The sequence below is a fragment of the Xenorhabdus sp. PB61.4 genome, assembly GCF_963894935.1.
In the GTDB taxonomy this organism is placed as follows: Bacteria; Pseudomonadota; Gammaproteobacteria; order Enterobacterales; family Enterobacteriaceae; genus Xenorhabdus; species Xenorhabdus stockiae.
Genome location: NZ_CAWQJR010000112.1, coordinates 80,907 through 103,393, shown reverse-complemented (window position 1 = coordinate 103,393; position 22,487 = coordinate 80,907). Strand labels below are relative to the sequence as shown.

The following is a 22,487-nucleotide window of genomic DNA, read 5'->3' as shown; positions in this document are numbered from 1 at the left end:
AGATAAGTATAAAATAAGAAAATGGCTTGCGGGTCATTGATTCACAATGTGATTGTTTTTTGATTTTCCAGAATAACTTCAATTTTTGTGGTTATTAGCGCTGTTATTAGAAAGAAAAAACAGTCACAATCTCCTCACCGACGGATTTTTGGCAATTTGTAAGGGTAACATGGAAATATTCTTTACTATCTTGATCTTGATTTTGGTGGTGTCAGTTTCTGGTGTTCTTACTAAGGTGATCCCGTTCCGTGTCCCTTTGCCGATAGTGCAAATAGCAATGGGGGCGTTGCTGGCTTGGCCTCATTTTGGTTTACACGTTACTTTCGACCCTGAATTATTCCTCGTATTACTTATCCCTCCTTTGTTATTTGTTGATGGCTGGAAAACACCGACCAGAGAATTTTTTCACCATGGGCGTGAAATCGTTATTCTGGTTTTAGTGCTGGTTTTAGTAACAGTTGTCGGTATTGGTTATTTGATTTACTGGTTATTGCCGAGTATTCCGCTTATTGCGGCTTTTGCTCTGGCCGCCGTGTTGTCACCAACCGATGCCGTTGCCTTATCCTCAATCGTCGGGAAAGGGCGCATTCCTAAAAATATGATGAGTGTGCTGGAAGGTGAAGCGTTGATGAACGATGCTTCGGGTCTGGTCGCTCTGAAATTTGCTGTGGCAATTGCCATGGGAACAATGGCATTTACGGTAACCGGTGCAACATTCGAATTCTTTAAAGTTGCAATTGGTGGTCTGGCATCAGGCGTCGCTGTGACCTGGTTGTACAGTAAATCACTGCGATTGATGAGCCGCTGGAGTGGTGATGATCCCGCGACTCAAATCATGTTCATGATGCTGTTGCCATTCGCTTCTTACATGATTGCTGAACATATTGGTGTTTCTGGCATTCTGGCTGCTGTTGCGGCGGGTATGACTATCAGTACGGCCGGAGTGATCCGCAATGCACCGCTGGATATGCGTCTGCGAGCGGATAATGTCTGGGGAATGCTGGCATTCGTATTTAACGGGCTGGTATTCATCATGCTGGGGCTACAGTTGCCGGGGATTTGGGAGACTTCTGTTGCTCAGGCTGATCTCGACCCGCATGTGGAAACCTGGATGCTGTTTGCTGCTGTAGGCATTATTTATGGTGCACTGGTATTGCTGCGGTTCTGCTGGTTATGGCTGATGAAAAATACCAGTAAAATCCTGATGAAGAAGAAACCGCTGGAATTCTCAACCTACACTACGCGTGAATTATTGCTGGCCTCGTTTGCGGGAGTCCGTGGTGCCATTACTCTGGCTGGTGCTCTGTCCGTACCGCTTTTCCTGCCGGATGGTGATCCGTTCCCTGCCCGTTATCAGTTGATCTTTATTTCCGCAGGTGTGATTCTTGTTTCACTTTTTGTTGGCGTCATTGCCCTGCCACTCTTATTGAGAGGTATGAAAGTGGGAGACAAACAGGCTGATCTTGATGAAATCAGAATGGCGAAAGCAGCGATGGCTGAAGTTGCGATTGTCAGTATGAATAAAATGGAAGAACGCCTGTCTGCCAGCACAGAAGAAAAATTAGATGCTGAAGTGATTAGCGAAGTTGCTTCCCGGGTTACCGGTTACTTACGGCGCCGTACTGCGGGCACGGACGAAGGTGAACACAGCTTGGAGGTTGAAGAGCTGGAGCGCCGTTTCCGTCTGACTGCATTACGGGCTGAAAGAGGGGAACTGTATCACTTGCGCGCAACCCGTAAAGTTAGTAATGAAACATTACAGACGCTTCTGCATGACCTTGATTTGCTGGAAGCACTGTTAGTGGATAAATCTCAATAAATATGTGGCTATTAACAATCACAACATTTTTGTGGGCCGCCTCATTCAGCCTGATCGGTGCTTATCTTGCCGGTCAGGTTGATAGCTGGTTTTCTGTACTCATCAGAGTAGCACTCGCTGCTCTGGTATTCCTGCCATTCCTGCGCTGGCGTGGGTTATCGCTGAAAGTGATTTCGTTGTATATGGCAGTGGGCGCTTGCCAACTGGGTGTGATGTACTTGTTTGTATTTCATGCGTACCACTATCTGACAGTGGCAGAGTTTCTGCTTTTTACTGTCATGACACCGCTGTATGTCACACTGATCTACGATTTACTGAAGCGTCAGAGGCTGCGTTGGGGATATGCACTCAGTTCGCTGCTGGCTGTTGCCGGAGCTGCGATTATCCGTTATGACCGGCTCAGTGAATCTTTTTGGATTGGCTTGATTCTGGTGCAACTGGCAAATATTTTCTTTGCCATTGGTCAGGTTGGTTATAAGCGTTTGATGGAGAAGCATCCGATCCCACAGCGGGTGGCTATTTCGTGGTTCTATTTAGGTGCCTGTGTTGTTGCAATTATCGGATGGTTAATCTTTGGTAACCCACAGAAGCTGCCGACAACGCAATTACAGTGGTGGGTTCTGATCTGGTTAGGCGCAGGAGCCTCCGGTATTGGCTATTTTATGTGGAACTATGGCGCAACTCAGGTTGATACCGGAACACTCGCAATTATGAATAATATGCTGGTTCCGGCTGGGTTACTGGTTAACTTTGTCATTTGGCAGCAGCATCCGGATTGGCTGAGCTTTAGCATTGGAGGCAGCCTGATTGTTGCATCGCTTTGGGTGCATCACCGCTGGATATTGAAACCCGTTTTACAAAAGGCAGACTATCCACCGCGTGCTGGCGCGCAGAACGAATAAATGTATCAATAGCCGGTTGGTGTTGCTCTCCTTTACGGCAGGCAGCGTACAACCGGCTCCATAATCCCTCTCCCAGCGTTTGCGTGACAACTAAACCCTGTCTTTCAAATGTTTCTACTGCCCAGTGAGGCAATGCTGCAATACCTAAGCGGGCTGCCACCATTTGGATCAGTAATAAAGTGTTATCAACGGTTTTCAGGGTGGGAGTTACTTCGGCTGGCTGGAGAAAACGTCTCCAAATATCAAAACGTTGTCGTTGAACAGGATAAATCAGTAACGTCTCAGGTGCGAGATCTTGTGGCTGGATATCCCGCTGATTGGCTAATGGATGATCCGGGGCCACCACCAACTTTACCTCATAATCAAACAGCGGCGTATAGTGGAGATCGCTGTCCGAAAGAATATCGGATGTCAGTACAATATCCAGCTCCTTTTGTTGCAGGGCCGGTTGTGGATCAAATGTCACCCCGGATTTGAAATCCACATTAACCAGCGGCCAGCTTTCCCGGAAAAGCTTTAATGCAGGCGTGAGCCACTGAATACAGCTATGACATTCAATCGCAATGCGTAGGTTAGTTTCTTCCGGCTCATTACACTCACTCAGAGATGCTTTGATCATCGGTAAAATCTGCTCAGCCAGCTTCAGTAGCACTTCTCCCTGATGTGTAAGTTGCAGCGGCTGACTTTTACGAATGAAAAGTTTGTATCCCAGACGATGCTCTAATTCACTGAATTGATGTGAAAGAGCTGATTGAGTTTGATGCAAGTGATTCGCAGCAGCTGCCAATGAGCCACAGAGATTTAATGCTTGCAATGTTTTTAAGTGTTTAATTTCGATCATGAAAAACCTTCAAGTTGATGATGAATAATTTGCGCTTGTGGTTTATACCTTACCTGTTGATCATAGAAGTGTAAACATCTAGACGGCTAAAATTTGCGGGTGACGACATGACAGTTTTAAATCATACATTAGGTTTTCCACGTATCGGCTTGAAAAGAGAGCTAAAAAAAGCACAAGAAAGCTATTGGGCAGGTAAAATTTCTCAACAAGAATTGCTAGAAACAGGCCGTGAATTACGAGCACGTCACTGGCAACAGCAAAAAGAAGCAGGAGTAGATTTAATTCCTGTCGGTGATTTCGCTTGGTATGACCAAGTATTGACGACCACTCTGCTGTTGGGGAACGTTCCTCCCCGTCATCAAAATGAAGATGGAAGTATTGATTTAGATACACTATTCCGCATTGCCCGTGGTCGGGCACCGACAGGTACTCCGGCTGCTGCGTCAGAAATGACCAAGTGGTTTAACACTAACTACCATTACATTGTTCCTGAGTTTCAGGAAGGGCAAGAATTTAAATTAGGATGGACTCAACTGCTGGATGAAGTCGATGAAGCGCTAGCACTGGGACATAACGTAAAACCTGTGTTACTGGGGCCGGTGACTTATTTATGGCTTGGAAAGGTAAAAGGCAAAGCCTTTGAACGCCTCTCTTTATTGGCGGATATCCTGCCCGTATATCAACAGGTGCTGGGTGAACTGGCAAAACGTGGCATCGAATGGGTACAGATAGATGAGCCTGCATTGGTGCTGGAACTGCCAGAAGAGTGGTTGGCAGCATTTCAGCCTGCTTATCAGGCACTTCAGGGTCAGGTTAAGTTATTGCTGACAACCTACTTTGATAGTATTAGTCATAATCTGGCGACCATTAAGTCACTGCCGGTACAGGGTTTACATGTTGATTTAGTTGCAGGGCAGGACTCACTGGATGAACTGCATAAATCTTTACCTGAAACATTATTGTTATCGTTAGGGGTTGTTAACGGACGTAATGTCTGGCGGGCAGATCTGAGTGCAAAATATGAACTTGTCGCGCCTTTACTGGGTAAACGAGATATTTGGGTCGGTAGTTCTTGCTCATTATTACACAGCCCGATTGATCTGAATGATGAAACAGGGCTGGATGAAGAAGTTAAGAGCTGGTTTGCCTTTGCACTACAGAAATGTGCGGAACTTTCTCTGTTATCTCAGGCATTGAATGCTCCACAAGGCAGCAGACAGTCCGAGCTGGATGATTACAGCGCGCCAATTCGTGCCCGCCGCAGCTCCGCCCGTGTGAATAATCCGGCTGTAGCCGAGCGCCTTAACAAGATCCGTCCGCAGGACAGCGAACGTAATCAAGTTTATGAGGAGCGCGCCAGACTCCAACGTCAACGTTATAAACTCCCTTTGTGGCCGACAACAACGATAGGTTCTTTCCCTCAGACAACAGAGATCCGCGGTTTACGACTGGATTTCAAGAAAGGTCGCGTTGATGGCAATCATTACCGCACCAATATCAGTGAGCATATTAAACAGGCGATCACTGAGCAGGAACGGCTGGGATTAGATGTGCTGGTACATGGTGAAGCTGAACGCAATGACATGGTGGAATATTTCGGTGAACATTTTGACGGTTACGTCTTTACACAAAACGGCTGGGTACAAAGTTATGGTTCCCGCTGTGTTAAACCACCGGTCATTATCGGAGACATCAGTCGTCCAGAAGCGATTACCGTTGATTGGGCAACCTATGCTCAATCCCTGACAGATAAGCCAGTAAAAGGCATGTTAACCGGGCCGGTAACGATTCTTTGCTGGTCATTCCCAAGGGAAGATATCAGCCGGGAAACGATTGCCAAGCAGATTGCACTGGCTCTGCGTGATGAAGTGGATGATTTGCAGAAAGCGGGTATTGGCATTATCCAGATTGATGAACCAGCACTGCGCGAAGGCTTGCCGCTGCGCCGCGAAGAGTGGCAGGCATATCTGGATTGGGCAGTGGATGCCTTTAAACTAAGTGCAGCCATTGCGGAAGACGAGACTCAGATCCATACCCATATGTGTTATTGCGAGTTCAATGACATCATGCCTTCCATTGCAGCACTGGATGCGGATGTTATCACCATTGAAACATCCCGCTCAGATATGGAACTGCTGGATTCGTTCGAAGACTTCTCATATCCGAATGAAATCGGGCCTGGTGTGTATGACATTCACTCACCGAATGTGCCGAGTGTTGAGTGGATTGAAGCCCTGTTGCGTAAAGCGGCTGAACGCATTCCGGTTGAACGTTTATGGGTTAACCCTGATTGTGGCCTGAAAACCCGGGGCTGGGCAGAAACCCGCCAGTCATTGGCGAATATGGTTGAAGCCGCAAAACGTCTGCGTGATTCAGTTAACAGCTAAGTTCATTTAAGTAAGACGTTAACCTGCCCACCATAGGAAAAGATAAATATGGCGGGCAGGTTAATTTATTTAGTCAGTAATTTATCTTTCAATAAATTCATCCCTACTGATTTTAGATCCAGATTTTCAGGTACTTCACCATTTGGTGTAACCTTATCAATAAGATTAGGCAGATGTTGTGAAATGAGCGATGAGGCTTCACTGGGGTCGATACCCATTTTTTCTGCTAATGTCTGGATTGTGGAAGGGCCAAAAATAGAGGAAACCTGATCAGCATGAATAGGCGTATTTTCCCCCGTACCAATCCACGAATGAATTGTGCCATCCAACCCTTGCCGGGAAAACTGCTCAACTAACCCACTTATTCCCCCCTGACCTTCAACCCAGTCCATGATGTGCTGAATTTGTTGGCTCTTACCCCGACTCATCATATTTGAAATTTGATCAAAAAAGCTCATCGTAATTTCCCTCCTTTGTTGAGGTTTTACTAGCTCAATCGATATAAAACACTAATTTTTGTGTTTTTACAGGAATGAATTAATATAAATGTTATAAAGAAAAGGATAATTCAAGATTTAATTATTAAAGTAGCACAGGATTTTTAATCCGGTTTGTTTGGGATAAAAGTAATATTAGATTATCTAGATTTTTGGTTTATGTTAATCACACTATAGTGTGAAATATTTTTTCTTTTGAATAAAAATAATTCTTTTATATTCAGTGTGTTAATTGAATGTTTCTTACTTGGAAATTAACCTTTAATGTGATTTTTGTCGTTTTTTTGTGAAATTACCTATGTAACCATATAAAAATAAAGAATAATAACAGCACCAGGGAATTCCTTAAGAATAGTCAATATAAAAATAGCTATTATAAGACTTGGAACGATAGGAATAGAAACAGAAGAAGCATTGAGAGATAGTTGAAAATAGTAAGAGATGAGTTAATTATAATAAATTTAACTTAAACTGATATTAATATAATCAATGGGATAACTTTGCCCGAGAAGAATGATGGCTATTAAATTGGGAGTGATTGCTGATGATTTTACTGGAGCAACTGATATTGCCAGTTTTATGGTACAAAATGGTTGGAAAGTTAGTCAGTTATTAGGGGTGCCGAATGAGAATACTCTTATCCCTTATGATGTAGATGTGGTTGTGATTGGTTTGAAAAGTCGCTCCTGTTCTACTGAGGAAGCTATTCATAATTCATTAAAGTCTTGTCGATGGTTACGAGATAGAGCAAATTGTCGGCGATTCTTCTTCAAATATTGTTCAACTTTTGATTCTACCCCAAAAGGAAATATTGGCCCGGTTATAGACGCTTTAATGGATGAACTCCAGCTCGATTTAAGTTTGATTTGCCCTGCTATCCCTATTAATGGCAGAACTGTAGTACACGGGCATTTATTTGTTAATGGCCAACTACTAAATGAAAGTGGTATGCAATATCACCCTGTTACTCCTATGAAAGATGCGAATTTGTTGAGATTAATCGAACAACAATCTAAAGGGATGGCAGGATTAGTTGATCTCAACTGTGTACGTCAGGGAGGATTATCTATTCGAAATTACTTGACTATATTACGTTGTAATGGAATCAGATATGCGATAGTGGATGCAATGATGATGGAAGATTTGATGCCAATTGCTGAAGCCGTGTCGGAGATGACTCTTGTAACTGGTGGTTCAGGGTTAGGTGCCGCTCTTGCTAGCTACCATACTGGGTTAATTCTTTATTCTGAGTATGGTTTATCAAAATCCTCAATGGGAATGGGTAAAACTCCACCAGTTATAGGGAGGAAGGCTGTTATCCTTTCAGGAAGTTGCTCTGCTGTAACATATCAGCAAGTGATGGAATATAAAAAGTTTGCGCCGGCCATTGTGTTAGATGTGGAAGAGTGTATGAACAATCCTGAATATTCTAGTTATTTGGTTAATTGGGTTATTCGACATCAGAAACAGAGTCTGGCACCAATGTTATATTCTACACAATCGACTGATATTTTAAGAGAAATTCAGAATAAACATGGCGTTATACAATCTAGTAATGCTGTGGAGCGGATTTTCGCTCAGGTATCCAGTGAATTGATATGTCAGGGGTTTAATACTTTTATTATTGCGGGTGGAGAAACTTCAGGCCAAGTTGTAAAAAAATTGGGGATTCATCAGCTCAGTATTGAGGCAACTATTGCACCAGGAGTTCCTTGGGTGCATGACGAGCAGAGTAATTGTTGGTTAGTGCTTAAATCAGGAAATTTTGGAGCAATAGATTTTTTTAAACGTGCTCAGGAGTTGTAGCATGGATTAAGAGATAATTAGTTGATGAAGCAGATTAAATCTTGTTGCTTTGTTGCTTTGTTGCTTTGTTGCTAAGAGTAAGGTAAGGACTGGTTGTGGCTAAATTTTCAGCGAATTTGAGCATGATGTTTAATGAGGTTCCTTTCATGGAACGTTTTGCAAAAGCATCAGCCTCAGGTTTCAAAGGAGTGGAGTATTTATTCCCTTATTATTATGCATCATCAGAAGAGCTTTCTGCATTATTAAATAAATATCAACTGACGCAGGTGCTGTTTAATATGCCTGCGGGAGCTTGGGAAGCTGGTGATCGGGGAATTGCTTGTTTACCCGGGCGGGAAAAAGAATTTGCTTTTGGTACGTATGAAGCTTTGAAATATGCTTTAGCGTTGAACTGTAAGCAGGTTCATGCAATGGCTGGTAAGTTAGATAGTAAATTTAATCTGAAACAACAATATGAATGTTATATCAAAAATATCCAGTATGCAGCGGATGTTATGCATGAATATGGTGTTAATGTTCTAATTGAGCCGATAAATACGAGAGATATACCTGATTATTTTTTGACAACACAGAAACAAGCAGAAATGTTGTTGAAGGCTATTGGACGTAAAAATGTTTTTATTCAGTTGGATCTTTACCACTGTCAGATTATGGAGGGAGACTTATTTAGAACGATAGAGCGCTTATGGGGAAAGTTTAAACATATTCAAATTGCTTCAGTCCCAGGACGTAATGAGCCTGATATCGGTGAAATTAATTATTTTTGGTTATTAAAAAAATTGAATGAAATGGGTTACCAAGGATGGTTTGGGTGTGAGTATCATCCCGTAGGGAATACTGAAGAGGGGCTTGGATGGTTGGTAAAAGCACAATCATTATCATGATGGGCGAGTAATGTAGTTATTAATAGGAGAATTAATGAGCCCTATAGAGCGTAGAGATTTTATTTATCGTCATTTACATGAGAATCGAACAGTTTCTATCGCCATTCTTGTTGAATTATTGAATGTTTCACACATGACTATAAGGCGAGACATTCGTATTTTGGAGGATGAAGGGAAGGTTATTAGTATTTCTGGAGGAGTCCAATTAAGTGATTCTTTAAGGCAGGAATTACCCTGGAGTGAAAAAGCACGTATTAACTATACTCACAAACGTTTACTTGGGAAATATGCCGCTTCATTGGTTAAAGATGGTCAAGTAGTTTATTTAGATGCGGGAACCACAACTTTTGAGATTGCTCAAGTATTAGCAGAGCGTTTCAATTTAACGATTGTTACTAATGATTTTTCAATAACTCAATATTTGATGAATAAACCTCAGTTGAATTTATTTCATACAGGTGGACAAGTAGATAAACGTAATTACTCCTGCGTTGGGAATACCGCAGCTATGGTATTACGTACTTTGAATATAGATATTGCATTTATAAGTACCAGTTCGTGGGATATTAAACATGGAATTTCCACACCGCATGAAGAAAAAGTTTTTGTAAAACAGACAATATTGGAAATTTCTCGTAGAAAAATATTGATTTCAGATAGTAGTAAATATGGTAAGTATGGCATGTTTAATATTTGTCCATTATCAAATTTAAACGATATTGTATGTGATGAACAACTACCGATATCGGAACAGAAAAAATTGCAGGAAAGTGGACTGAAATTGCATATTGTCAGTATGTGATAAATTATAAAAAATCTTAAAAGGGAGTTTTAGATGAAAGTTATTATTACCGGTGGGGCAGGATTTCTGGGGCAGCGACTAGCTTTTGCCTTAATTAAAAATAGGCATAAATTGAATTTTAATCAGTTGATATTGACTGATATTCACTGTCCGACCTCTCCGATAGATGATCCAAGAGTACAATGTTTGGCTGTAGATTTAACACAAGTTGATGCAGTTGAAAAATTAATTGATGAAGAAAGTGATATTTTGTTTCATCTGGCAGCTATTGTCAGCAGCCATGCTGAACAAGAATTTGATCTAGGAATGAATGTTAACTTTCATGTCACAAGTAGCCTATTAGAAGTTGCTCGTAATAAAAAGCCTGCACTGAAATTTATTTTTAGTAGTTCACTGGCAGTATTTGGTGGGAAATTACCTGAAATAGTAACAGATAATTATGTTGTTAATCCTCAGTCATCATATGGTACACAAAAAGCGATGTGCGAACTGATGATTAATGATTATTCTCGTAGAGGGTATGTTGATGGACGAATTCTCCGTTTGCCAACTATTAGTGTTCGTGCAGGAAAACCAAACAAAGCAGCCTCTTCGTTTGTTAGTGATATCATTCGAGAGCCATTGAATGGAGAAAGTTGTATCTGTCCTGTTTCTCGTCACCTTGCATTATGGATCTCTAGTCCTGAAACAGTTATTTGTAACCTGATTCATGCAGCTCAAATGACAGCAGAACAATTCACTTTTTCTCGTATTATAAACTTACCTGGTATTAGTACTACTGTTCAGGAAATGATTGATGCTTTGGAAGAGATAGTAGGCCAAAAAGCAGGAGAGCTGATTCGTTTTGAACAGGATGAAAAAATTAATCGGATAGTGTCAAATTGGCCGGGAAATTTTAATGTCAGTCGTAGTTTAGCTTTAGGGTTTAGTGTTGATCGCTCTATTCGAGATATCATTCACACCTTTCTCGCCAATAATACAGATTGAAACGGGGTTTTATGGTTGATTTTTATATTCCAGTTATTGGATTGGGAGTGGCGGTATTTTCGCTGATTTTTCTGGTTTTACGTACTCGTATTCATGTGCTTGTTGCTATGTTAATTGCTGCAGTTATTGCAGGAATATCTGGTGGCCTGAGTATGGGTCATGTTGTTGATGTTATTGCTAAAGGGTTTGGTACGACACTAGGTAACATTGGTATTGTGATTGGGCTGGGAAGCATGATGGGGCGGATATTGGAAGCCTCTGGTGCAACGGAGCAAATTGCCTATAGTCTGATTAAATGGCTGGGTAAAAGGCGCGAAGAGTGGGCGCTCGCAATCACCGGCTATATTGTCAGTATTCCTATATTTGTTAATTCGGCTTTTATCATCCTTTATCCGCTGGTAAAAGCGTTAGCGAAGAAAGGTAAACGGAATGTATTAACGTTGGGTGTAGCCCTGGCCGGTGGGTTAGTGGTGACTCACCATATCGTTCCACCAACGCCGGGGCCGCTTGGTGTGGCTGGAATATTTGGGGTAAGTGTCGGTAAGGTTATGCTGGTGGGGATGATACTGGCAATCCCATGTGTTATTGGCATCACTTGTTATGCTAAATGGCTGGAGACTAAATACCCTGAATACCTGCTTGTGGAGGATGAAGGAAATCTGCAAGAAATTCACCAGCAATATATGGAAGAAAAAGCCAGTAAGCCTTTACCGGGTCTATTTATTTCCCTTTTACCCATCGTTGTACCTATCGTTCTCATTTTTACCAGTGTTATCAATGGACTGTTGTTAAAGACAGCACTATTTGCAGGGAAGGGTGACTATCTTTACTTTCAGGTTTTTAATTTCCTGGGGTCACCGATTATTGCTCTGGCGATAAGTGTGTTGCTGGCGATTTATAAACTTATGCCAAATGTCAGCAAACATGAGGTAATAGAACACTTAGAAACTGGTTTGCAGACGGTAGGGATCATTTTATTAGTATCGGGAGCCGGAGGAGCCTTAGGCGCTGTGTTAAATGAGGGTTCAACCGGGACAATAGTGGCGCAATATGTTGCCAGTCTGCCTATCACGCCTGTTCTGATCCCTTTTATCATCGCCACGTTAATACGCATTATTCAAGGTTCAGGCACTGTTGCTATGATCACCGCAGCATCTATTTCTGCTCCGGTTATCAAACAGATACCAGATATTAATATGCTGGTCGCTGCTCAGGCAGCAATGGTGGGAACACTGTTTTTCAGCTATTTTAATGACTGTTTTTTCTGGGTCGTGAATAGGATGATGGGGATAAAGGATGTGAAAAAACAGATAATCATTTGGTCCATTCCGACCACCATTGCGTGGGGAATCGGATTGTGTGGAATATTACTCCTTAATTTCATCATGTAAGTGTTCCAATGGCGCTCAAAAAGGGCGCTTTTTTGTGACTGCTCTTCGACTATTGTTTCTATTTCAGTTTTATACTCACAGTATTACTTATACACATTAAATGGTGACTAATGTCACATTTTAATGTATGTGTTTCTTTTTTAATTTAATTAAATGTGACTTTTATCATTAAAAAATGTCAGAGTATTCACTAAATTTAGGTATCTCCATTTTATTTGGATTTTGAATTATTCCCGTTGAGGAGCCAATATGTCTGATGTATTTCACTTAGGTATTACCAAAAACGACTTACAGGGTGCAACTCTGGCTATTGTTCCAGGCGATCCTGATCGTGTTGAGAAGATTGCAAGGTTGATGGATAACCCGGTTCATCTGGCTTCCCATCGTGAATTTACAACATGGCGTGCTGAAATTGACGGCAAATCCGTTGTTGTCTGCTCGACGGGTATTGGTGGCCCATCAACGTCAATTGCAGTAGAAGAACTGGCTCAATTGGGTGTGCGCACATTCCTGCGTATTGGTACAACCGGGGCAATTCAGGAAAATATCAAGGTCGGTGATGTGCTGGTAACCACTGCGGCTGTTCGTTTAGATGGCGCCAGCCTGCATTTTGCTCCAATGGAGTTTCCGGCAGTGGCTGATTTTGAGTGTACTAATGCACTGTACGCTGCCGCGAAAGCATCAGGTACTACAACGCATGTTGGTGTAACAGCTTCCTCTGATACTTTCTATCCGGGACAGGAACGCTATGATACCTATTCTGGCCGCGTTGTCCGTCGTTTTCAGGGTTCAATGAAAGAGTGGCAGGAAATGGGCGTCATGAACTTTGAAATGGAATCAGCAACTTTATTAACAATGTGTGTAAGCCAGGGATTGCGTGCCGGTATGGTGGCAGGTGTGATTGTTAACCGTACCCAGCAGGAAATCCCTGATGTTGAATTGCTGAAGAAAACAGAAAGCAATGCCTTAAGTATTGTTGTTGATGCGGCTCGCCGCCTGTTGTAATTGTTGAAGTTATGGGCCGGAATTCTCTGGCCCGATCACCTGAATTTTCCGTTTTCTTTACTTCCTTTCATTCTGAAATCTGATAATGTCATAACATTTTGTATTAAAGATGATTTGTCTCAGCCACAAACTGTCTCAATCGTGCATTAATTTCAATAAAAAAGAGTGATTATGACCACAACCACAACCACAACCACAACCACAACCACAACATTTATATCTCATCCTTCATTACTCCCTTTAAATGGCGGTATTAACTTCCGCGATTTAGGTAACAGAACACTAAGTAATGGTTCTAAGATTAAATCAGGTCTGTTATTTCGTTCAGGCTCTCTGGATATGCTGACTGATAACGATCAAACTTTCTTGGCTGAACAGAACCTGTTCCAGATCATCGATTATCGTGATAGCAGTGAAATTATAGATAGGCCGGATCAAGTATGGAGTGGTGCGAGCTATCATCATGCTCCGGCTAATCCTCTTTCCAAAGAGGTTGATGCTAATTTCGATAAGCTAAGCCATGAGGCGCTGGAACAGTTTGATGCTAAAGATTTTATGTTGCGGCTATACCAATTGTTACCGATTAATAACCCTGCTTATAAGACATTAGCCAGCTTATTATTACAGCCGGAAAAAGGCGGAATTGTACAGCATTGTGCTGTTGGTAAAGACAGAACAGGAATTGGTTCTGCTTTGGTATTGTTTGCTCTGGGGGCAGATCTGGATACCGTAATGGAAGACTATCTGGTAACTAATATTACTCTGACACCGTTTCGGGAATATTTATTGAATGAATATGCAAAAAGTATGAGTGATAGTTTGATTGAGAAAATGTCTTATGTATTTTCAGTCAGAGAAGAGTTTTTAATGACAGCTCTGGATAGTATCAATCAGCATTATGGCAGTGTGGATATTTGGTTGGAAAAAGACGTTGGGCTTGATATGGCAGCCCGGGAAAAATTGCAGAGCTATTTTCTTGAGTAAATCCATTTTGTTAGCGTAAAGAAAAGCAAGGTTAGCATCAGTTCATTGATTTGCTGCTAACCTGAAATTTAATAAAGATTAACACAGGAAAAACGAATGTGAGCTTGCATGAAGTCATTGAAGTAATTATCAATTTTGTAAAAAATCATGAAGCATGGGCAATTCCTATTATTTTCCTGCTCGCTTTTGGAGAATCCTTGGCATTTATTTCTCTGCTATTACCTGCAACGATCATCCTGTTAGGCTTGGGGGCATTGATTGGTGAAAGCGGATTAAATTTCTGGCCAATATGGATAGCAGCAGCAGCAGGCGCATTCTTTGGTGACTGGGTTTCCTATCTATTTGGTTATCATTACAAGGAAAATGTCGGCCAGATGTGGCCTCTTTCCCGCCATCCACAAACCTTAGTACGCGGACATCGATTCTTTGAGCGTTGGGGTATATGGGGTGTTTTTATTGGTCGTTTTTTTGGCCCATTAAGAGCCGCAATTCCTTTGGTCGCTGGGATTTGTGCTATGCCACAACGTCATTTTCAATTAGCAAACTTTGCTTCTGCGCTGATTTGGGCATTTGGTATTTTAGCGCCGGGTGCTTTCGGTATACGTTGGCTTGCAGAGTGGATGGGGTAATTGCGAGCCGCTTTGCAAACTGAAATAAATCCTGTAAACAATCTGGACATCTATACAGCCTCTATTTAACTTACATTAAGGTCAGTCATTGAGCACAGACGCTGGCGTAATGTGAGTGGGGTGTATAGATGGATATCTATTGGTTATACGTGTTAATTGGTGGTTTAAGTGGGTTATTGTGCGGGGGGATCTTCGTTTGGTTTTCTGTTCACCAGCGTATTCAGTACAAAGAAGGGGAATTGCGAGAATTACACGGGCAGCTTGCTGTCAGCAATGAAAGACTGGAGCAGTCTCATTACTGGCGTACGGAGTGTGAACAACTCAATCAGGAGCTGCTTGCCCAGCGTGAAATCAACAGCATACAGGAAGCAGAGTTACGTGAATTGAGTACCCGCCTTGAAGAGAGCAAGCTGGCAGCTGAAGAAAAACAGCGTCTTTTGATCAATAGTGAACAGCGGCTGAATGCTCAATTTGAAAATCTCGCCAATCGTATTTTTGAACAAAACCGCCGCCGTACTGATGAGTATAGCCGCCAAAGTCTCAATGATCTGTTAATGCCTTTTCGTGAACAGTTGGAAGGATTTCGTCGTCAGGTGCAGGATAGCTTTGGGCAGGAGGCTCGTGAACGCCATACGTTAGCTCATGAAATCCGTAACCTTCAGCAGCTTAATGCTCAAATGGCAAAAGAAGCGATCAATCTGACCAAAGCCCTGAAAGGAGATAATAAAATACAGGGTAACTGGGGTGAGATGATACTAACGCGGGTTCTTGAAGCATCCGGTTTACGTGAGGGGCATGAGTTTCATACACAGGTCAATATTAAAACTGACAACAGCGAACGCTTTCAACCTGACATTATTGTGCATCTACCGCAAAGAAAAGATGTCATTATTGATGCCAAAATGTCACTGGTCGCCTATGAGCGCTATTTCAATAGCGATAATGAAACAGAGCAGGTTCAGGCATTACAGGAACATATTAACTCTATAAGAGGGCATATTCGGGGGCTAGGGCGTAAAAATTACCAGCAGTTACCGGGATTACGGTCGTTGGATTATGTCCTGATGTTTATCCCGGTTGAGGCTGCTTATCTGGTTGCGCTTAATCAGGCTCCCGAAATACTCGATGAGGCGCTGAAACATAATATTATGCTGGTCAGCCCGTCAACACTATTAGTGGCTGTGCGCACGATCAATAATCTCTGGCGCTATGAATATCAAAGCCAGAATGCACGTTTGATTGCGGACAGAGCGGCCAGAATGTATGACAAAATGCGCTTATTTGTGGATGACATGCAGGGGTTAGGGCAAAGCCTCAGTAAAGCACAGGCAAGTTATCATCTCGCGATGAAAAAACTGGCGGAAGGAAAGGGGAATCTCATTAGCCAGGCAGAAGGTTTTCGTGATTTAGGAGTGGATATCAAACGGCCTATTGATTCACAGATTATTGATATACACAATGGATTTCAAGATGCGTCGCGGCGGCAAGGGAACTCATACCCGGGAGCATAGATAACCTTATGTTTATAAAAACGGTGACTGGGGTGAGTGAGCGTAGCCAACAAAGAGGCAACTTGAAAGACGAAATGTATAAATCCTTCCAATCGTTCCCGGTCAATGAGCATACCCAATAGATTTTTCCGGATAGGGTTTTGTCGGAAAGGCTGGTAAACTTGCTATAATTTTTTGAATGAAAAGCGGACAAAGAAAATGCCAGATCAATCTAAAGAAACCACACATTTTGGTTTCCGTACCGTAGCTAAAGACGAAAAAAAAGATATGGTGGCGGAAGTATTCCACTCCGTTGCAGCAAAATATGATTTGATGAATGATTTGATGTCATTTGGCATTCATCGTATTTGGAAGCGTTTCACTATTGATGCAAGTGGCGTCCGTCGTGGTCATAAAGTTCTCGATCTGGCTGGTGGAACAGGGGATTTGACAGCGAAATTCTCCCGTCTTGTTGGAGAGAAAGGCGAAGTTGTACTGGCAGATATTAATGATTCCATGCTGAAAGTTGGCCGGGAAAAATTGCGTGATAACGGTATTGTCGGTAATGTCAGCTATGTTCAGGCGAATGCGGAAGAATTGCCATTCCCGGATAACTATTTTGACTGCATTACCATTTCATTTGGCCTGCGTAATGTCACCGATAAAGATAAAGCCTTGCGCTCAATGTTCCGGGTTCTCAAACCGGGCGGGCGTTTACTGGTACTGGAATTCTCCAAACCCATACTGGCACCTCTGAGTAAGATTTATGACACCTATTCGTTTCATATTCTGCCACGAATTGGTCAGGCGGTTGTTAAGGATGCAGACAGCTACCGTTATCTGACTGAATCTATTCGTATGCACCCTGATCAGGAAACATTAAAAGGTATGATGGAAACTGCCGGTTTTGATCTGGTTTCCTACTCCAATATGACCGGTGGAATCGTTGCACTGCATAAAGGGTTTAAATTCTGACATGGAAACTCCCTCATTAAGCCATAGCGTGAATTCTACGGTGCTGTTTCCGGTTTTAACTGCCTTTCTGGAAACAACGCTGAATCACCTGTTGTATCGAGAAACGGTATTGAAATCAGCCCGTATCAGATTAGCGGGCAAAGTGCTTTCCATCGAACTGAAAGAAATTGAAATACCGCTGATACTGGTTTTCAGTGAAAAACAGGTCGATGTTTTGAGTCAGTGGTCAGAGTCTGCTGATTGTTCAATGAAAACCACATTACCAGCCCTGCTTAAATTACGTGATCGTCAATGCCTCTCATCGTTGATTAACAGCGGTGAAATTATTATTGAGGGAGATATGCAGGTTATTCAGCAGTGGTCGGCTCTGCTGGATATGCTGGAATGGGATCCGGCTCATTACCTTTCACCTTATGTTGGCGATATTGTGGCAGAAGGGTTCAATCGGGTAGTGAAAAATAGTATCCGGTTTGCCTGTAATACTGTCTCAAGGCAGAAAAACTACCTGAGTGAATCACTGACTGAAGAGTGGAAAATGACACCTGGCGCTTTGGAATTGGCTTATTTCAGCGAAGAAGTTGATGCTGTCGCCAATAAACTGTCTGACATGGAAAAACGTCTGGCAGCGATGGAGAAAAAATATGACGCCCAGTGAAATAAAGCGCCTCTATTTTATCATTAAAGTTTTCCTCACCTATGGATTGGATGAGCTGATCCCAAAGATCCGTCTGACATGGCCATTGCGTTTTGGGCGCTATTTCCTGTTCTGGCTGCCTAACCGACACAAGGATAAACCACTAGGAGAACGCTTACGTCTGGCATTACAGGAGCTTGGGCCGGTATGGATTAAGCTTGGTCAGATGCTATCTACCCGCCGTGATCTCTTTCCTCCTGAAATTGCTGATCAACTTTCCCTCTTGCAGGATCGCGTTGTTTCCTTCGATGGTGCTGTTGCGCGTCAATCCATTGAAACCGCATTGGGTGGTGCTCTGGAAACGTGGTTTGAAGATTTTGAGCAGCAACCTCTGGCTTCTGCCTCCATTGCTCAGGTACATACTGCGCGTTTGAAAGAGAACGGAAGAAATATTGTCATTAAAGTGATCCGCCCCGATATTCTGCCCGTGATAAAGGCGGATGTCCGGTTAATGTATCGTTTAGCTAATCTGGTTCCTTTATTACCCGATGGCCGTCGTCTTCGCCCACTTGAAGTGGTTCGTGAATACGAAAAAACGTTGCTTGATGAATTGAACCTGTTGCGGGAAGCTGCAAATGCTATTCAACTGCGGCGTAATTTTGAAAAGAGTCCGATGCTTTACGTACCGGAGGTTTATCCTGATTATTGTCGGGAAAACGTACTGGTGATGGAGCGTATTTATGGTATTCCTGTATCCGATGTCGCTGCATTAGAAGCACAGAATACCAATATGAAATTACTTGCTGAACGCGGTGTTCAAATCTTTTTTACCCAGGTATTCCGCGACAGCTTTTTTCATGCCGATATGCATCCTGGCAATATCTTTGTGAGCCGTGAACGCCCGGAAGACCCTACTTATATCGGCATTGATTACGGTATTGTCGGCTCTCTGAATAAAGACGATAAGCGCTATCTGGCTGAAAACTTTATTGCTTTCTTTAATCGAGATTATCGTAAAGTTGCTGAGTTGCATGTGGATTCAGGCTGGGTTCCGGCAGACACTAATGTAGAAGATTTTGAGTTTGCCATCAGAACGGTATGTGAGCCTATTTTTGAAAAACCACTGGCAGATATTTCATTTGGTCATGTGTTGTTGAATCTTTTCAATACTGCTCGTCGTTTTAATATGGCAGTGCAACCACAGCTCGTTTTGTTGCAGAAGACACTACTGTATGTTGAAGGTTTGGGACGGCAATTATACCCACAGCTCGATTTATGGAAAACAGCAAAACCATTTCTGGAAGACTGGCTGCATGATCAGGTTGGCATTCCGGCTATCATGCGAGCGTTTAAAGAAAAAGCCCCCTATTGGGCGGAAAAACTGCCGGAACTGCCTGAATTGGTTTATGGCACACTGCAACAACATAAACGTTTGCAAACGAGCATTGATCAGATATCACTACAGTTAAAACAACAACGGCATAATCAGCAGAAACCCCTTTACTTACTTGGGATTGGTGCAACACTGTTTATCTGTGGTGGTTTGTTTTTTATTTCTAATCTGGTTCATCTGGCATCAGGGTTAATTGGAGCAGGAATAGTATCGTGGCTACTGGGCTGGTTTAAGCTGAAATAGCGGCTTCTTGACATGATTACGTTCTGGCATGGTTGCGGTATTTTCGAACATAAGGTTCGTAGATTATAATAAAAGAATTAATGTTTCCCACGAACATGAGGTAGATCCGTATGGGTGGTATAGGTATTTGGCAATTGCTTATTATTGCTGCCATTGTTGTCTTGGTGTTCGGCACTAATAAATTACGTACTTTGGGTTCAGATTTGGGTGAATCGATAAAAGGCTTCAAAAAAGCGATGAGTGATGATGAAAAATCAGATCAGGCAGAAAAAAATAGCCATGATGCTGATTTTGAAACTAAAAATCTCACTGATAAGCCTACGGTTGATCAATCTGAAAAATCAGAGAGTAAAAACAAAGAAAAAGAGTAGGTATAAACCGTGTTTGACATTGGTTTTAGTGAACTGCTATTAGTGCTGGTGCTTGGTCTGATTGTTTTGGGGCCTGAGCGTTTACCTGTTGCTGTCAGAACAGTAGCTGGCTGGATTCGGGTATTACGTTCACTGGCGACAAATGTCCAGAATGAACTTGCAAAAGAATTAAAATTACAGGAGCTTCAGGACAGCCTGAAAAAAATGGAAGAAAAGGCAGATTTACAATCCCTCTCTCCAGAATTACAGGCATCAATGGATAAATTGAGGGAAGCTGCTGAATCGCTGAAAGAGTCTTATCAGTTGACTCCTGAAGAAGCTAAAGAGCTGGAAGAAGATGAAACACACTTTCATCCTCCTGTATCTGATAAAAAATCCAATAGTGAACGCTAAAACATGTCGATGGACGATACTCAACCTCTTATCAGTCACCTGATTGAACTCCGTAAGCGGATTCTGAATAGCCTGATTACTGTGCTGGTTGTTTTTCTGGCGCTGGTTTATTTTTCTAACGATATTTATCGGCTCATTGCTGCGCCCTTAATGGATCAACTCCCTGTGGGAGCAAATATGATTGCGACAGATGTCGCATCGCCTTTTTTTACACCAATCAAATTGACCATTATGGTATCCGTCTTTGTTTCGGCTCCGATGATCTTATATCAGGTATGGGCATTTATTGCGCCGGCACTGTATAAGCATGAACGGCGTTTGATTGTGCCATTACTGTTTTCCAGTAGTGTCTTATTCTACCTGGGGATGGTTTTTGCCTACTTTGTGGTATTTCCCCTCGTGTTTGGTTTTTTTACCAAAACTGTTCCCACTGGAGTCATGATTGCGACTGATATCAGTAATTATCTGAGCTTTGTTATGGCGCTTTTCATGGCATTTGGTGTTTCATTTGAAGTGCCGATAGCGATTATCTTGCTGTGCTGGAGTGGGGTAGTGACTCCTGAGTCATTAAAAAGAAAACGTCCTTATATTTTGGTCGGAGCATTTGTGGTCGGGATGTTACTCACACCACCTGACGTTTTTTCGCAAACTTTGTTGGCTGTTCCCATGTATTTGTTGTTTGAGCTGGGGGTATTTTTGTCGCAGTTTTATGTGGGAAAACGCAAATTACATGAAACTGAAAATGGCTCTGAACGTGAGACAGACGGTAACCCGAAAAAATAATCAGCCATACGACAGTCGTGATTATTGCTACAAACTTAAAGGGTTAAGTTCTGTAGTATTAAAAACATCATTAGTATTAAAAATAACAGTTCGTAATGGCAAAATTAGCCCAGTGTAATCCTGCTGGGTTTTATATTAGGAGAGCAGTAATGAGCTATGCATTTCCAGGTACGTTTCCTGGTCGTCGTATGCGCCGTGTACGCCGCCATGATTTTTCCCGCCGTTTGGTCGCTGAAAATCAACTCACTGTTAATGACTTAATCTATCCGGTGTTCGTGATGGAAGGTACTAATCAGCGTCAGGAAGTGCCTTCCATGCCGGGAGTATATCGTCTGACAACCGATCTTCTGCTGAAAGAAGCCGAAGAGATTGCCAGATTGGGTATCCCTGTCTTGTCTCTGTTTCCGGTCATTGAATCTGATAAGAAATCACTGGACGCGAAAGAGGCTTATAATCCGGATGGTTTGATTCAACGCTCTATCCGTGCACTGAAAGATGCAGTTCCTGAATTGGGGTTACTGACCGATGTGGCGCTGGATCCTTTTACAACACATGGGCAGGATGGGGTCATTGATCAGGATGGTTATGTTATCAACGATATTACCAAAGAGATTTTGGTCAAACAGGCGTTATCTCATGCAGAAGCAGGGGCTGAAATCGTTGCACCAAGCGATATGATGGATGGGCGTATTGGGGCGATTCGCGAACAACTTGAGAATGACGGGCATGTAAACACGCAGATTATGGCTTATTCTGCCAAATATGCTTCCTGCTATTACGGACCATTCCGTGATGCGATAGGCTCCAGCGCTAATCTGAAAGGTGGTAACAAGATGACCTATCAGATGGATCCGGCAAACAGTGATGAAGCATTGCAGGAAATTGCACAGGATCTACAGGAAGGGGCTGATAGCGTGATGGTAAAACCCGGGATGCCTTATCTGGATGTGATCCGCAGAGTAAAAGATACTTTCGGCGTACCGACATTTGCTTATCAGGTATCCGGTGAATATGCGATGCATATGGCTGCTATTCAGAACGGTTGGCTGAAAGAACAACCTGCAATTATGGAGTCGTTACTCTGTTTTAAACGGGCAGGGGCTGATGGGATCCTGACTTACTTTGCCAAACGTGCGGCACAATGGTTGCATGAGCAAAAGAATTGATGCTTTTTAAAATAAAAATATACAATTCGTCTTTCAAGTTGTCTCTTTGTTGGCTACGCTCGCTCACCCCAGGCACATAGTTATCTATGCTCCTGAGGATTTACT

At 42.5% G+C, this 22,487-nt stretch carries 21 protein-coding genes; 19 read left to right on the top strand and 2 right to left on the bottom strand.

Annotation, left to right across the window (positions count from 1 at the left end; all coding sequences use genetic code 11):
• Positions 1-169 precede the first annotated feature (169 nt).
• Both AACX68_RS06800 and AACX68_RS06795 read left to right on the top strand, forming a co-directional pair.
• Positions 170-1,819: a Na+/H+ antiporter gene (locus tag AACX68_RS06800; protein ID WP_099111095.1), complete on the top strand. Its 1,650-nt coding sequence runs from the start codon at positions 170-172 to the stop codon at positions 1,817-1,819.
• A 2-nt stretch (positions 1,820-1,821) separates the two neighbouring features.
• Positions 1,822-2,721: a carboxylate/amino acid/amine transporter gene (locus AACX68_RS06795; protein WP_228857851.1), complete on the top strand. Its 900-nt coding sequence runs from the start codon at positions 1,822-1,824 to the stop codon at positions 2,719-2,721.
• Here the strand turns inward: AACX68_RS06795 and metR are convergent.
• Positions 2,606-3,562: an HTH-type transcriptional regulator MetR gene (metR, locus tag AACX68_RS06790; protein WP_228857850.1), complete on the bottom strand. Its 957-nt coding sequence runs from the start codon at positions 3,560-3,562 to the stop codon at positions 2,606-2,608. The genes AACX68_RS06795 and metR overlap by 116 nt on opposite strands.
• A 107-nt stretch (positions 3,563-3,669) precedes the next feature.
• Between metR and metE the strand changes: the two genes are divergently transcribed.
• Positions 3,670-5,949, top strand: a complete 2,280-nt coding sequence (gene metE, locus AACX68_RS06785; protein ID WP_228857849.1) for a 5-methyltetrahydropteroyltriglutamate--homocysteine S-methyltransferase — start codon at positions 3,670-3,672, stop codon at positions 5,947-5,949.
• Positions 5,950-6,014: 65 nt separating this feature from the next.
• Here metE and AACX68_RS06780 read toward each other — a convergent pair whose 3' ends face one another.
• On the bottom strand, positions 6,015-6,407 hold the full coding sequence (locus tag AACX68_RS06780) for a YidB family protein (protein WP_228857848.1): 393 nt from the start codon (positions 6,405-6,407) through the stop codon (positions 6,015-6,017).
• Between the two features lie 555 nt (positions 6,408-6,962).
• Between AACX68_RS06780 and otnK the strand changes: the two genes are divergently transcribed.
• The 16 genes from otnK (at position 6,963) to hemB (ending at position 22,382) form a co-directional block, all read left to right on the top strand.
• Positions 6,963-8,252, top strand: a complete 1,290-nt coding sequence (gene otnK / locus AACX68_RS06775) for a 3-oxo-tetronate kinase (protein ID WP_228857847.1) — start codon at positions 6,963-6,965, stop codon at positions 8,250-8,252.
• Between the two features lie 95 nt (positions 8,253-8,347).
• Positions 8,348-9,136 (top strand): 2-oxo-tetronate isomerase, encoded by a 789-nt coding sequence (gene otnI / locus AACX68_RS06770; RefSeq protein ID WP_228857846.1) that lies wholly within the window; start codon positions 8,348-8,350, stop codon positions 9,134-9,136.
• 34 nt (positions 9,137-9,170) lie between these two features.
• A complete protein-coding gene (locus AACX68_RS06765) occupies positions 9,171-9,938 on the top strand; it encodes a DeoR/GlpR family DNA-binding transcription regulator (RefSeq protein WP_228857845.1) in 768 nt (255 codons plus the stop codon).
• Between the two features lie 33 nt (positions 9,939-9,971).
• Positions 9,972-10,925, top strand: coding sequence for a D-erythronate dehydrogenase (gene denD / locus AACX68_RS06760; protein WP_228857844.1), 954 nt, complete (start codon positions 9,972-9,974; stop codon positions 10,923-10,925).
• A gap of 11 nt (positions 10,926-10,936) precedes the next feature.
• On the top strand, positions 10,937-12,316 hold the full coding sequence (locus tag AACX68_RS06755) for a GntP family permease (RefSeq protein WP_228857843.1): 1,380 nt from the start codon (positions 10,937-10,939) through the stop codon (positions 12,314-12,316).
• A gap of 249 nt (positions 12,317-12,565) precedes the next feature.
• Positions 12,566-13,321, top strand: a complete 756-nt coding sequence (udp, locus tag AACX68_RS06750) for a uridine phosphorylase (RefSeq protein ID WP_228857842.1) — start codon at positions 12,566-12,568, stop codon at positions 13,319-13,321.
• Between the two features lie 171 nt (positions 13,322-13,492).
• Positions 13,493-14,305: a tyrosine-protein phosphatase gene (locus AACX68_RS06745; protein WP_228857841.1), complete on the top strand. Its 813-nt coding sequence runs from the start codon at positions 13,493-13,495 to the stop codon at positions 14,303-14,305.
• A 98-nt stretch (positions 14,306-14,403) separates the two neighbouring features.
• On the top strand, positions 14,404-14,934 hold the full coding sequence (locus AACX68_RS06740; protein ID WP_228857840.1) for a DedA family protein: 531 nt from the start codon (positions 14,404-14,406) through the stop codon (positions 14,932-14,934).
• 128 nt (positions 14,935-15,062) lie between these two features.
• Positions 15,063-16,445, top strand: a complete 1,383-nt coding sequence (rmuC, locus tag AACX68_RS06735) for a DNA recombination protein RmuC (protein ID WP_228857839.1) — start codon at positions 15,063-15,065, stop codon at positions 16,443-16,445.
• Between the two features lie 198 nt (positions 16,446-16,643).
• Positions 16,644-17,399: a bifunctional demethylmenaquinone methyltransferase/2-methoxy-6-polyprenyl-1,4-benzoquinol methylase UbiE gene (gene ubiE / locus AACX68_RS06730; RefSeq protein WP_099111104.1), complete on the top strand. Its 756-nt coding sequence runs from the start codon at positions 16,644-16,646 to the stop codon at positions 17,397-17,399.
• A gap of 1 nt (position 17,400) precedes the next feature.
• Positions 17,401-18,054, top strand: a complete 654-nt coding sequence (gene ubiJ, locus AACX68_RS06725) for a ubiquinone biosynthesis protein UbiJ (RefSeq protein ID WP_228857838.1) — start codon at positions 17,401-17,403, stop codon at positions 18,052-18,054.
• Positions 18,041-19,669, top strand: a complete 1,629-nt coding sequence (gene ubiB, locus AACX68_RS06720) for a ubiquinone biosynthesis regulatory protein kinase UbiB (protein WP_228857837.1) — start codon at positions 18,041-18,043, stop codon at positions 19,667-19,669. Before ubiJ ends, ubiB begins: the two co-directional genes overlap by 14 nt.
• 110 nt (positions 19,670-19,779) lie before the next feature.
• The gene (gene tatA, locus AACX68_RS06715) at positions 19,780-20,040 is read left to right on the top strand and encodes a twin-arginine translocase TatA/TatE family subunit (RefSeq protein ID WP_099111107.1); all 261 of its coding nucleotides are present in this window, start codon (positions 19,780-19,782) and stop codon (positions 20,038-20,040) included.
• A 9-nt stretch (positions 20,041-20,049) separates the two neighbouring features.
• Positions 20,050-20,433: a Sec-independent protein translocase protein TatB gene (gene tatB / locus AACX68_RS06710; RefSeq protein ID WP_099111108.1), complete on the top strand. Its 384-nt coding sequence runs from the start codon at positions 20,050-20,052 to the stop codon at positions 20,431-20,433.
• A gap of 3 nt (positions 20,434-20,436) precedes the next feature.
• Positions 20,437-21,216 carry a Sec-independent protein translocase subunit TatC gene (tatC, locus tag AACX68_RS06705; protein ID WP_228857836.1) on the top strand — a complete coding sequence of 260 codons (780 nt, stop codon included), beginning with the start codon at positions 20,437-20,439 and terminating at the stop codon, positions 21,214-21,216.
• A 149-nt stretch (positions 21,217-21,365) separates the two neighbouring features.
• Entirely contained in the window at positions 21,366-22,382 is a 1,017-nt protein-coding gene (gene hemB, locus AACX68_RS06700; protein WP_228857835.1) for a porphobilinogen synthase, read from the top strand.
• Positions 22,383-22,487 lie beyond the last annotated feature (105 nt).

Excerpts from the sequence above, each read along its gene's own strand:
- AACX68_RS06800 (WP_099111095.1), top strand. The coding sequence starts at position 170 with ATGGAAATATTCTTTACTATCTTGATCTTGATTTTGGTGGTGTCAGTT.
- AACX68_RS06795 (WP_228857851.1), top strand. The coding sequence starts at position 1,822 with ATGTGGCTATTAACAATCACAACATTTTTGTGGGCCGCCTCATTCAGC.
- metR (WP_228857850.1), bottom strand. The coding sequence starts at position 3,562 with ATGATCGAAATTAAACACTTAAAAACATTGCAAGCATTAAATCTCTGT.
- metE (WP_228857849.1), top strand. The coding sequence starts at position 3,670 with ATGACAGTTTTAAATCATACATTAGGTTTTCCACGTATCGGCTTGAAA.
- AACX68_RS06780 (WP_228857848.1), bottom strand. The coding sequence starts at position 6,407 with ATGAGCTTTTTTGATCAAATTTCAAATATGATGAGTCGGGGTAAGAGC.
- otnK (WP_228857847.1), top strand. The coding sequence starts at position 6,963 with ATGGCTATTAAATTGGGAGTGATTGCTGATGATTTTACTGGAGCAACT.
- AACX68_RS06765 (WP_228857845.1), top strand. The coding sequence starts at position 9,171 with ATGAGCCCTATAGAGCGTAGAGATTTTATTTATCGTCATTTACATGAG.
- denD (WP_228857844.1), top strand. The coding sequence starts at position 9,972 with ATGAAAGTTATTATTACCGGTGGGGCAGGATTTCTGGGGCAGCGACTA.
- AACX68_RS06755 (WP_228857843.1), top strand. The coding sequence starts at position 10,937 with ATGGTTGATTTTTATATTCCAGTTATTGGATTGGGAGTGGCGGTATTT.
- udp (WP_228857842.1), top strand. The coding sequence starts at position 12,566 with ATGTCTGATGTATTTCACTTAGGTATTACCAAAAACGACTTACAGGGT.
- AACX68_RS06745 (WP_228857841.1), top strand. The coding sequence starts at position 13,493 with ATGACCACAACCACAACCACAACCACAACCACAACCACAACATTTATA.
- rmuC (WP_228857839.1), top strand. The coding sequence starts at position 15,063 with ATGGATATCTATTGGTTATACGTGTTAATTGGTGGTTTAAGTGGGTTA.
- ubiE (WP_099111104.1), top strand. The coding sequence starts at position 16,644 with ATGCCAGATCAATCTAAAGAAACCACACATTTTGGTTTCCGTACCGTA.
- ubiJ (WP_228857838.1), top strand. The coding sequence starts at position 17,401 with ATGGAAACTCCCTCATTAAGCCATAGCGTGAATTCTACGGTGCTGTTT.
- ubiB (WP_228857837.1), top strand. The coding sequence starts at position 18,041 with ATGACGCCCAGTGAAATAAAGCGCCTCTATTTTATCATTAAAGTTTTC.
- tatA (WP_099111107.1), top strand. The coding sequence starts at position 19,780 with ATGGGTGGTATAGGTATTTGGCAATTGCTTATTATTGCTGCCATTGTT.
- tatC (WP_228857836.1), top strand. The coding sequence starts at position 20,437 with ATGTCGATGGACGATACTCAACCTCTTATCAGTCACCTGATTGAACTC.
- hemB (WP_228857835.1), top strand. The coding sequence starts at position 21,366 with ATGAGCTATGCATTTCCAGGTACGTTTCCTGGTCGTCGTATGCGCCGT.